This is a genomic window from uncultured Endozoicomonas sp. (genome assembly GCF_947495845.1).
GTDB lineage: Bacteria > Pseudomonadota > Gammaproteobacteria > Pseudomonadales > Endozoicomonadaceae > Endozoicomonas.
The window spans coordinates 102,944-113,111 of record NZ_CANMAO010000015.1 but is presented as its reverse complement, the minus strand read 5'-3'; the positions used below and the strand labels follow the sequence as shown (position 1 = coordinate 113,111).

Sequence of the window (10,168 nt, the reverse complement as noted above, 5' to 3'; positions counted from 1 at the left end):
TCAATGGTCAGGGATGGGGTTCATTGGAACCCCGAATTAGCTGGATAATTTATGATTGACACCATAGTCACTTGTTATGTGCCTGTGCCTGGGTTTATTTTTGATGTAAGAATGTGATCTTGCCATTTACCATTTATTTTAAGATAGGATTTTGCATAACCTTCTTTTTCAAAACCTAACCTATTCAAAACTGCTGCACTTCGATCATTCTCTGGGATATAGTTTGCCATTACCCGATGCATACCAACAAATTCAAAAATATATTTTATAGCAGCTGATAATATTTCATACATGTAACCTTGACTCTCATATTTTTTGGCAACTGAGTAACCAACATTACATGCCTGAAAGACGCCATGTACGATGTTTGAAAAATTGCAAACTCCGATAATCTCAGTTTTTGTTTTATTCAAAGCAATAAATTTAACAGCTGTTCCTGAGTTGAATGAATCTTCATACTCAGAAATAAATTCCTGCCACTTTTCTAGTGTGTGAAATTCATAGTCCCTAGCTGGCTCCCAAAGCGATAGATGCGCCTTGTTTTCAAAATAGTAATTTCTCACCATCTCTGCTGAACTCTTGCTCAAAGTAACAAGAGTAGTTCTTTCGGTTTGGATATTAATCATTTTTGGTATTTTGTATGAGGCACATAACGCCAATTTCAGGGGCGCCGCAGGCGTCCCCTGGAAATTTTTGTTAGCTTCACTTCTTAGTTGGTTTCGGTGCAGGTCTTGGCTGAGGTGGTGGTTTATCACCTCTTACATTTCTTGCAGGCGGTGGCGGAGGTGGAGGCGGTTTTTGAGGCATGAAGTTTTACCTTAGCTCTGCTGGTGAATAAAGTTGTAATAGGGATAATATGCTACAACAAAAAGTAAGAATGAAATAATTAGTGCTGTAACACATTTGTATAGATTGTATGATTTGCGATCATTATTAACAGTATTGTGAGCTGCATAATCTCTGAAAGTACTTAGCAAATATTCCTCAAAAGCTTCATTTGTCCACGTTTCAGAATTTTCCAATTCGATTTTATTGTAATGCTCATTTATATCTTGAAAATAATTTTCTAGTACAACTGCATTTGGCACCATTTTGTAGGTATACCCATACCAAGATTTCACAAAGAAAACAATAGAAGTGATCAGTGAAACGATTCCTCCAAAAAAAATAACTGAAAAGAAGGCGTCAGGTTCAAATGACTTTTTTACTATTATTTCGTTGAATAAAAATAATGCCATTGCAGAAACAATCGCAAAAATAGTCATTGGTAATTTAAGCCTGCTTTCAATTTTTTCTCTTATATCAAGCTCATGAAAATACAACTTTTCGTAAAACTCTCTTCTTTCTTTTATATTCATATTCTGGATAATTAGTATGTGGAGCTAACGCTTAGTAGGCCAACTAATCCAAACTATTTCAGTCTAGGGGGCACAGTCCTGTTCTATCTAAGGTCAGGCCTTTCTCTGTGCATTATATTAATCGAAATCATCCTCTCAACCAAAAAGCACGCTACCGCCCGTGGATTGTGCCGTTGCCTTTCATTGGCACTGGGGAGCATAGGACCAGATAGCTCAGAAGTGATATTTGTGAGAGTGAAATTGTACGCTTGTTGCGTATGTGGCGGTAGTCGTGTCTTTACGAAGTGAGATGCAAGAAAAAATTTCATTTTTTAGTTTGCATGCGACACAACTCGTCGCAGGGGTGTTTTATGATGGGATTATGAACTGGGAAAGCGTTGCCGCATGGTGATGAAGTGAGCTTTCTATGCTACGCCTGTTTTCGGAGTCTGACAAGAATATGAATAAACGACAATCATCCTTGGAAAATACCATTCTCATTATTGAGCTGCTGAAGCGTATTCCCAAAAGCTGGTGGATTACAGCCTAGCAGATGCAAGTGCAACTGGCAGAGATTGGTCTGGACCGCGATATCCATACTATTCAGCGGCGACTTGAAGTCGCTGGTAGAGAGTAACCATTTTTCCATTGATATGAACGACAAGAACAAGCCTTATGGCTATCGCTGGAATCAGCAGGCTGTGGTTTTTACGGCCAATTCACTGAGTATTCAGGAATCGCTGATCCTGCAAATAAACCGCAGCGGATTATATGATTAACTTGCAGGAGCAGCAATTTGCTGACCTGCACTACGTGCTTGGCATCAGCTACAGCCACTGCTTGTTTGGCAAGGCGGTGATTCGGGTGGATGACCAGTATTACGATCCAACAGATTCCAGCAGCAGCGGGTTCCAGTTACATGACCTGTTTGTCAGCATCTACGAAATGCCAGTGAATGATCTGATCGATTTCATGGTGAAGAACAATAATGAGCTGCCGTCTATATTGAACCTGAAAGTATTGAACCTGAAAGTGGTGGAGATGCTGAGCCAGTAATCAGCATTTCTCCAACTTATCGAACGGTATGTCAATAAAAGGCTGGTGCTTGGGTTTGCCCCACCAGCGATTGCACCTTATCCATTTTCTTGATGATATGAGCTAACAGCAGTACACCAAGAATGGCTGCTTCCTTTTCACCGTATTCGGTTTCACTCCTCACCAGATCCACTACCGCTTTATAAGTTCGCAGTTTCACCGGCTCATCACTGTCGCTGAACATGGCAGCGTGGGTGGCTTACATAATGGCCATTTCAAACTAAATGCCCAGGATTTTTGTATAGCTCCTGAGGTGTTTTTCACATTCTTTGCTTTTCATGGTGCTGATGGCTGCGGCGAGTTTGGTGTCTGGCAGTTGGAGCAGGTCGCGGGTTTTCATGGTTTGTTAAGCACTTCTTTTGCAAATGTTGTCAGGCTGGGGTTGAGTTTAATGGATGCGCCCGGGAAAGCGGTTCTGGGTCAGGGATATACAAAAGAAACGGTACCATTTTATCGGTCTACCATTGCAGCGAAATGCGGCAAAGGTACGATTTGGTACCGTTTTTTAGGCTTAGGTTACAATAAAATTGAAACCTAAAATTTTTTAAATCAATCTAAATCATTGATTTCATTATCAAAATGATCGCTGTGAAATTCGTACCACATCACATTGATGATGCCGAAAGCACAGGCCAGTAATACACCCAGTATCCATGCGAAGTACCACATAATTTTTCTCCCTTTCAGTACAGTGAGTGGCTTTCTTGTTCAATCTGTTCAGCGGTCATGCGTCCCCACATTTTGTAGAAACACCAAGTAGTGTAACCAAGAATGGTAGGGACAAAGATCGCGGCTACACCGGTCATGATCGCCAGGGTCATGAAGCTGGAAGTGGCATCCCAGATGGTGAGACTGAAGGTTGGATTGGAACTGGACGTCAATACAAACGGGAACAGGCTGAAGCCTGCGGTCATAATGATGCCGGCCTGAGCCAATGAGGAGCAGATAAAGTTTAAGGCATCTTTATGAGTACCAGAGAACAGAATCACGCCAATGGTACCAAGAAAGCCAAGCACCGGAGCAATCATCATGATCGGGTACTGACTGTAATTGCTCAGCCACAATCCTTCGCCAAGAACCACCGTTTTGTTCAGTGGGTTGGACGGAGCATTGGGGTCAATCAAACTGGTGATTTGATAGCCATCGATATTAGCAATCCACAGTCCACCAACAGCAAAGGCCACCAGAGTTACCAGTGCTGAATAGCGGGCGACGATGGACGCACGATGACGAATAGGATCACCGGAGCGCAGTTTCTGCCACACAGCACCCTGCATGGTCAGCATGGCACCACTGACAACACCGCAAAGCAGAGAGAATGGGTTGAGCAGATTAAAGAAGTTTTCAGTGAAGCTGGATCGCATAAACTCATCCAGTTCAAAACCAAAGCCCACAAAGATGTTGCCAAAACCCACACCGAAGACGATGGAAGGCACAATGCCACTGGCAAACAAGCCCCAGTCCCAGGCGTTTCTCCAGCGGGTGTCTTCCAGTTTGGATCGGTAGTCAAAGGCCATTGGACGAATCAGCAGGGCAAATAACGTCAATACCATTGCCCAGTAAAAGCCAGAAAATGCAGTGGCATACACTGTTGGCCATGCTGCGAACAGTGCGCCGCCAGCAGTCACCAGCCATACCTGATTGCCATCCCAGTGGGGCGCTACTGCGTTAATCATGATTCGACGTTCAATGTCGTTTTTTGCCATAAAAGGCAGAAGGTTGGCAGTACCCAGATCGTAACCATCCATAATGGCAAAACCAATGAACAGTACGCCGATCAGTACCCACCAGATTAATCGAAGAATTTCATAATCCATCGTCATCACTCCTTATGCATTCTTCGGGTCAAGATGGGTTACTGGCTTTTGCTCAAAGTGGTAGCGTCCTGTGTGCAGGCTGCTTGGGCCCATTTTGGCAAACTTCAGCATCAGCCACACTTCCACCACAGCAAAAATACCGTAGAACAGAGTAAAACCGGCGATGCTGAGATACAGGTCGGTCACTGTTCGGCTGGAAGCGGAAAGGTATGTGGGCAAGATGCCGGAAATAGACCACGGCTGACGTCCAAACTCGGCAACAAACCAGCCCATTTCGCTGGCGATAAACGGCAGTGGTAGAGACCACAGACAGAGTTTCAGGAAGAATCGGCTCTTATATTCGTTGCGTTTTGCGGTTTTTACAAACGCAGTCACCAATAGCAGCAGCATCAGAACACCACAGCCCACCATAATGCGGAACGCGAAGAACAGTGGCCATACCGTTGGAATGGCGTCTTCAGCGGCCTGACGAATCATAGCGTCGTTAGCGGATGGAATGTCATCGGTATAACGGGTCAGCAATAAGCCATAACCCAGATCATCCACAACTTCTAAGAAGGCTGCACGATTTTCCGGAGTGTCCTCACCATTCTTGAGTTTCTGGAGTAACTCGTAAGCGCCCATACCGCTTTTGATACGGACGACTTTGTTCTCGATCAGATCCTTGATACCCATGACTTCTTCATCCAGAGAGCGGGTCGCAATGATGCCCATTACATAAGGAATTTTAATGGCGAAGTCGGTTTCCATGTTTTCCTGATCAGGAATACCAATCACGGTAAAGCTGGCAGGGGCAGGATGAGTATCCCACTCTGCTTCAATTGCAGCCAGTTTTACTTCCTGTACGTCACCCAGTTCATAGCCGGATTCATCACCCAGCAGAATGGTGGAAAGAATCGCTGCCAGACCAAAACCGGAAGCCACCGCAAAAGAACGGCGGGCAAAACCGACATCACGATTTTGCAGCAGGTAGTAAGCAGAGATGGAAAGTACGAAAATCGCCCCCGTGGTGTAACCTGCGGCCACGGTGTGAATGAATTTAACCTGGGCAACCGGGTTCAGAATCAGATCAGCAAAGCTGGTCATTTCCATGCGCATGGTTTCGAAGTTGAATTCAGCGCCTACCGGGTTTTGCATCCAGGCGTTGGCAATCAAAATCCAGAGAGCGGAGAGGTTGGTGCCGATTGCCATCAGCCAGGTACACGCCAGATGTTGTACTTTGCTCAGACGATCCCAGCCGAAGAAGAACATGCCCACCATGGTGGATTCGAGAAAGAACGCCATCAGGGCTTCAATGGCCAGCGGTGCGCCGAAAATATCGCCCACGTAGTGAGAATAGTAGGACCAGTTGGTGCCAAACTGGAATTCCATGGTCAGGCCGGTGGCCACACCAATGGCAAAGTTAATACCAAAGAGCTTGCCCCAGAATCGGGTCATGTCTTTGTAGATTTGTTTCCCCGTCATCACATAGACGGATTCCATGATCGCCAGCATAAACGTCATGCCAAGGGTCAGGGGAACAAATAAAAAATGATAGAGCGCAGTAATGGCAAATTGAAAGCGCGAGAGTTCTATGACTTCTTCCAGAATCATAAAGCTCCTCCACAGTTAATACAGGAAAAGACCCCGGCTACTACAGGGTAGAACGTAATGACAACATCAGCCAGATTCACTTTTACCGGGTAAGGTTGGCTCAGTTATTCATGTAGCCTGCGACCTTAATTACTTGGAGCGTAAGTCTCTGATTAAAGTTCCCTGATCAAACGGAGAGTTCTCAAATCACGTTGTCGCTGAAAGTGACTCAGGTTGCTGTATGAATAGTACACTGAAACGAACCTGGCCCGTCTGGAGCGGACTTTCTGGTAAGGCGTTGGTTTTGGCTTTGCTGTCATTGCGCACTAACACGTTACGTGCAGGGACAGAAATTAGTTCATTGACTATGGTACAGATACGAGCCTGGTAGGTATATTTCGGTATGCCGCAATTATCGGTATTTCAGGTTTTGTTGATGTGGGTCAAATTTGGAATGGTATGGTTATCTGTACCTAGGAACTGCCCCTGAATAACTTCACTGCTCAGAGAAGCGTTTTCCGTTTGCCGTTTACCGTAAAAGCGCAAGCAGCAAGGCTTTTACGGTAAACGGACAACGGTAAACGGGCAACGGTTCTGGTTAAAAGTGGAAGTTATTTTGTGACAATTCCCTATTTGGTCTGTCAGTATTTCCCATTCTGGGTTGAACAGCTTCTTAGACCATATTCTTCAGATTAAACCGCGTCAGTGTCTTCTTGGCATTGTACAGGTCAATCTGCCAGCTTTCTTTGGGCTGCGGAATCTCCATGGCAGACATACCGTTCAGAGAGTAAGAGGCGCTCAGTGGCGTTTCGTAACGGGCGATAAACTGCAAACGTTCGAGACTGGCGCCATAAGTCTCCACCAGAAAATGAATGGTCTGATCACTGAGTGGCACGCGATAATAGCGGATCAGGTTCTGAGCCAGCTTCTCGGCGCTGGACGCCAGATTCTTTTCCACCGCACCGGCCATGGCTTCGCCCCAGCCAGCTTTGGTTTTTGCGCTCATGCCGGGCTCGATATTGGCCAGGCTGGTGGCGTTGGAGGTTTCAATAGCCCGTTGGGTTTGAGGGTCGTTCAGATGAATATACGGGTCCAGAATTGTGGCAATTTCAATGGCAATGTCCCGGGCATTGGATTCTGTCAGCAGACCGGTTTGTTCGTGCCATGACGCCGAGTATTCTTTGCCAATTTTACGACCGGTCGGGAGTTCAGGAGAATCTTCCAGATATTGTCGGAGTTTCAATGCGATCTCTGCCCGATCTTCTTCATCGATAAAGATAAACTGCTCCGAGATGGTCAGGCTGCGTTTCAGGTTTTCATTCTTCTGGCTCTGGTAATTAGACGACAACTTCTGCCAGTTTTTCAGAGCGCGCTTTAACTGCAGACTGTCACGACCCTGTTTGAGGTAAGCCCGACGACTTTCGTTGTATATCTGCAGTGCTTTTTCCAGCTGCTGGCTTTTGGTTGTCAGGGTATGTAGCTGTTTGGACGGGCCTTTTTTTAACGGAGTGGTGAACATCAACTGACGGGCTTCACGAACCTGCAGGCTTAACGTGTCCAGTGCGCGTACGGCAATGGATAACAATTTTTGGGTACTCAAACCACTGCCACTGCCAATCTCCGAAGGCATACCAAGGTTACTGAGGTAGGTGTTCAGTGCCTTTAAACGAGAATAGACGCGCGCGCGGCTGATGCGCAGATCATTCCGTTCTTCTTCCAGTTTATCCAGCGCTTTGGCCAGATCCCAGTGACCGGTATATTCAATTTTCAGGAAGGGGATTTCACGCCCGCAAATCAGCTCAAAGCAAAGCGTGAGCATTTCTTCCACGTCGTGGAGCGTCATCAGGTTTTCGTTGCCTTCCTCAATTGCCGACAGAATCCGTTCAATAAACAGTGGCTCCCGACGTTGCCCTTGATGTGGGCGCATGACGATACCGTTGAGCCGCTTTTTCATGGCTTCTGCGGTTCTCGGGTGATGCTCATTCAGCGTTTGGAAAGCGTCGTTCGAAGCTTCTTCAGCTTCGGTAATAATATCTCGCATGCGGCTATACAGGCCGGCCCGGCGGAAAATCTCAATGCGCTCTGCCTGTTTGGCCAGTACTTGATTGCCGGTGAGATCTTCGATAGCGGTGGACACCCATTCGGGGCCAAGATCCATTTTTCGTAGAAGGATGCCAGCAGAATGAATACGACGTTGTTCCTCTGTCATATTAGCCTGACCAAGATCTCGTGCCTGATAGATGAGTTCAGGCAAGTGATCGATCAGGTACAAACGGTTCAGACGGTCGCGGATTGCCTGCCGGCCGTGAGTCATGTTGTGGAACAGTTTGTAGCTCATACCCAGGGCAACGGCGATTACCGAATAGCCCAGAAAGTAAAAAGCTCTCTCCAGGGGCATTAACACGCCATAGGCAAAGTAGTAACCGAAATAAGCCGCCATCAGCGTGACGGGGCCGGCGGTCCAGGCGTATTGAAAAACAATAACGCTCCAGGGCTCCGGCTGTGGTGCACTGGCGACTTTTTCCAGCCACCGCTGATCCCGCTCTTCCAGTTTGAGATCAATGTTATCCAGCTGTTTTTTCCGGTGCTCTTTTTTATCAGGAGCGTTTACATCAGTGACGTTGTCAGCGTCGGCTGTCTGCGACATGGAGTGACCTGAGAGGGAAGGTGTTATTCTTAAGAAGGTATTCTAATCGGCAATGTCGGTAAATCCCTATATGTATTACTACGGTTCTGGTGATCAGTGGACTGTCATTCGCATTTCATTCTATCCCGACTATAAGACAATGGTTACAATAGTATTTTGGTGTTTATCAAATCTGACTATAGACCTGCGCAACCTATGTGTAAAAACGACGACGAAGAACAAAGCTTTGAGCAGGCAATGAAGGGGGTTAAACCCCTGAAGAACAAAAACATCAAAGCCCAGATAGGTAAGCAACTGCCTAAAAAGGTATCGGTACCGGAAAGTACGTTACAGGCTCGGCGAAAAGCAGCGCAACAACTTCAGTCATCGGGCGGTGCTGCATTATCAGAAGCCTGGATCGAGCCCATCGAGCCGGAACAAAGCGTTGCGTTCTCCCGTGATGGTATCCAGCACAATCGTATGCGCCAACTCCGTCAGGGGATGATACCCATTCAGTTCGAGCTGGATCTTCACGGCTATAAGATCGATGAGGCTCGGGAGCTGATCAACGAGTTTATCCAGATTGCCCGACTGCGCGGTTTAACCTGTGTGCGGGTGGTTCATGGTAAATCCCATCGTACTAAAGATCGTCAATCTACCCTGAAGAGTCATACCAATCATTGGCTGAAACAAATGTCGGACGTACTGGCCTTTTGTTCCGCACCGCCTTCAGAAGGTGGCACAGGGTCGGTTCTGGTGTTGTTGAAGAAGCGTTAGAAGCTGTATATCTACGGCTGATTAAATAACCGTTGTTTTGCTACTCTCTTTTTCTATGTTCTTTATTTGTTGTTTTTATGCTGACTCACGTTATGAGTGATCACATCACGGTTCATTCCTACCCTTCAGAGCGCCACTGGCGTTCAGCTCTGTAGCGCCTACTATTTCTTTCCTAAACATCATAAAAATCGACAAACTTATCTGGAATTATCCTGTGTATTACTGGTGTATGTTGTTTCTTGCCATTATTACGGAAGTGGCCAGCACATCGTTTATGAAGATGGCTACCGGCAGTCACCCGGTGGTTGGCTATACATTGATGGCGCTGCTCATTTCAATTTCATATTTTTTCCTGTCTCAGGCGGTCAGGAAAATACCGCTGGCGATCGCTTATACCATGTGGGAGGGCGTTGGTCTGCTGTTGATTAGCTTGAGCTCCTGGTACTTTTTTGATGAACAATTTTCAGCGATGAAGCTGGCGGCCATGGCCTGCCTGATCACCGGCATGATGTTAATGAATTTGGGAGAGAAACTGTCTGAACGACAGCAGGCCAATAAGAGGGAGGAGAGCTCATGTCAGACCATCTGCAACTGATCGCCATTTTTTGGATCGTGGCCGCATCGAGCTGTGACATTTTTGGCAACGTGCTGACCAAACTGTCCAACGGCTTTACCAAAAAACGGTTGGCAGTGTTGGTGATGATCGTACAGATCGCCGCGTTTGTGTTTCTATCGTTTGCTTTGAAGAGTATTGATCTCAGTGTCGCCTATGCGCTTTGGGGGTCCCTTGGAATTATTGCGACGTCCATTATTGGGCGGGTGATGTTTGGTGAAAGCCTGCATCCGGTCAAGGTGCTGGGTATCTGTATCACATTGGTGGCGATTGTTTTTCTGAAGCTCTCTATGTAGCCGGATTTCGGGCAGCGAACAAAAGGTCGCCTAAA

General features: G+C 46.4%; 13 protein-coding genes. 6 read left to right on the top strand and 7 right to left on the bottom strand.

Annotation, left to right across the window (positions count from 1 at the left end):
• Nucleotides 1–74: 74 nt before the first annotated feature.
• The gene (rimJ, locus tag Q1B11_RS11765; RefSeq protein WP_299732658.1) at nucleotides 75–755 is read right to left on the bottom strand and encodes a ribosomal protein S5-alanine N-acetyltransferase; all 681 of its coding nucleotides are present in this window, start codon (nucleotides 753–755) and stop codon (nucleotides 75–77) included.
• A 63-nt stretch (nucleotides 756–818) separates the two neighbouring features.
• On the bottom strand, nucleotides 819–1,358 hold the full coding sequence (locus tag Q1B11_RS11760) for a hypothetical protein (RefSeq protein ID WP_299732655.1): 540 nt from the start codon (nucleotides 1,356–1,358) through the stop codon (nucleotides 819–821).
• A gap of 593 nt (nucleotides 1,359–1,951) precedes the next feature.
• On the opposite strand from Q1B11_RS11760, the gene Q1B11_RS11755 reads away from it, so the two are divergent.
• Nucleotides 1,952–2,116, top strand: coding sequence for a hypothetical protein (locus tag Q1B11_RS11755; RefSeq protein ID WP_299732652.1), 165 nt, complete (start codon nucleotides 1,952–1,954; stop codon nucleotides 2,114–2,116).
• Entirely contained in the window at nucleotides 2,109–2,393 is a 285-nt protein-coding gene (locus Q1B11_RS11750; protein WP_299732649.1) for a hypothetical protein, read from the top strand. Before Q1B11_RS11755 ends, Q1B11_RS11750 begins: the two co-directional genes overlap by 8 nt.
• 31 nt (nucleotides 2,394–2,424) lie before the next feature.
• Here the strand turns inward: Q1B11_RS11750 and Q1B11_RS11745 are convergent, their stop codons facing one another.
• Nucleotides 2,425–2,616, bottom strand: a complete 192-nt coding sequence (locus Q1B11_RS11745; RefSeq protein ID WP_299732646.1) for a hypothetical protein — start codon at nucleotides 2,614–2,616, stop codon at nucleotides 2,425–2,427.
• A gap of 69 nt (nucleotides 2,617–2,685) precedes the next feature.
• On the opposite strand from Q1B11_RS11745, the gene Q1B11_RS11740 reads away from it, so the two are divergent.
• Nucleotides 2,686–2,970 (top strand): hypothetical protein, encoded by a 285-nt coding sequence (locus tag Q1B11_RS11740; RefSeq protein ID WP_299732643.1) that lies wholly within the window; start codon nucleotides 2,686–2,688, stop codon nucleotides 2,968–2,970.
• An 11-nt stretch (nucleotides 2,971–2,981) separates the two neighbouring features.
• Here Q1B11_RS11740 and cydX read toward each other — a convergent pair whose 3' ends face one another.
• The 4 genes from cydX to Q1B11_RS11720 all read right to left on the bottom strand — a co-directional run bounded on the left by cydX (nucleotide 2,982) and on the right by Q1B11_RS11720 (nucleotide 8,468).
• The gene (cydX, locus tag Q1B11_RS11735; RefSeq protein WP_299732640.1) at nucleotides 2,982–3,101 is read right to left on the bottom strand and encodes a cytochrome bd-I oxidase subunit CydX; all 120 of its coding nucleotides are present in this window, start codon (nucleotides 3,099–3,101) and stop codon (nucleotides 2,982–2,984) included.
• 14 nt (nucleotides 3,102–3,115) lie between these two features.
• Nucleotides 3,116–4,249: a cytochrome d ubiquinol oxidase subunit II gene (cydB, locus tag Q1B11_RS11730; protein WP_299732637.1), complete on the bottom strand. Its 1,134-nt coding sequence runs from the start codon at nucleotides 4,247–4,249 to the stop codon at nucleotides 3,116–3,118.
• Between the two features lie 12 nt (nucleotides 4,250–4,261).
• The gene (locus tag Q1B11_RS11725) at nucleotides 4,262–5,842 is read right to left on the bottom strand and encodes a cytochrome ubiquinol oxidase subunit I (protein ID WP_299732634.1); all 1,581 of its coding nucleotides are present in this window, start codon (nucleotides 5,840–5,842) and stop codon (nucleotides 4,262–4,264) included.
• A 652-nt stretch (nucleotides 5,843–6,494) separates the two neighbouring features.
• Nucleotides 6,495–8,468 (bottom strand): hypothetical protein, encoded by a 1,974-nt coding sequence (locus tag Q1B11_RS11720; protein WP_299732631.1) that lies wholly within the window; start codon nucleotides 8,466–8,468, stop codon nucleotides 6,495–6,497.
• A 195-nt stretch (nucleotides 8,469–8,663) separates the two neighbouring features.
• Between Q1B11_RS11720 and Q1B11_RS11715 the strand changes: the two genes are divergently transcribed.
• The 3 genes from Q1B11_RS11715 to Q1B11_RS11705 all read left to right on the top strand — a co-directional run bounded on the left by Q1B11_RS11715 (nucleotide 8,664) and on the right by Q1B11_RS11705 (nucleotide 10,133).
• On the top strand, nucleotides 8,664–9,224 hold the full coding sequence (locus Q1B11_RS11715; protein ID WP_299732628.1) for a Smr/MutS family protein: 561 nt from the start codon (nucleotides 8,664–8,666) through the stop codon (nucleotides 9,222–9,224).
• A gap of 214 nt (nucleotides 9,225–9,438) precedes the next feature.
• The gene (locus Q1B11_RS11710) at nucleotides 9,439–9,819 is read left to right on the top strand and encodes a multidrug efflux SMR transporter (protein WP_299732625.1); all 381 of its coding nucleotides are present in this window, start codon (nucleotides 9,439–9,441) and stop codon (nucleotides 9,817–9,819) included.
• Nucleotides 9,798–10,133: a multidrug efflux SMR transporter gene (locus Q1B11_RS11705; protein ID WP_299732622.1), complete on the top strand. Its 336-nt coding sequence runs from the start codon at nucleotides 9,798–9,800 to the stop codon at nucleotides 10,131–10,133. The genes Q1B11_RS11710 and Q1B11_RS11705 overlap by 22 nt, the downstream gene beginning before the upstream one ends.
• Nucleotides 10,134–10,168 lie beyond the last annotated feature (35 nt).